The 228-nt window shown below is 35.5% G+C and carries 1 pseudogene; it reads right to left on the bottom strand.

Annotated elements, in window-relative coordinates:
- A pseudogene (locus SCA31_RS25930) lies at positions 1-228 on the bottom strand (hypothetical protein); the annotation flags it as partial.

The following is a 228-nucleotide window of genomic DNA, read 5'->3' as shown; positions in this document are numbered from 1 at the left end:
CCATAAATAAGTTGGGTCTGTTATCATATCTGATTTCTTCTCCAGATACTTTATTGATGAAGTTTCTGCTATCCTTACCGAATGCACCTTCATATTTTGCGTTTAGAATTAATTTCTTGATTTCAAGCTGAGCTCCGAATTGGTAACCAACCGTGAAATTATCTCTCGCATTTTCTGAGAAATCATTGTAAGTATCTTCTTTGCTCAAGTTATAGCTTGCAACAGTCC

The sequence above is a fragment of the Chryseobacterium sp. SIMBA_028 genome (assembly GCF_046535285.1).
In the GTDB taxonomy this organism is placed as follows: Bacteria; Bacteroidota; Bacteroidia; order Flavobacteriales; family Weeksellaceae; genus Chryseobacterium.
The sequence above is the reverse complement of the archived record's forward strand: the minus strand, read 5'-3'. Positions and strand labels throughout refer to the sequence as shown.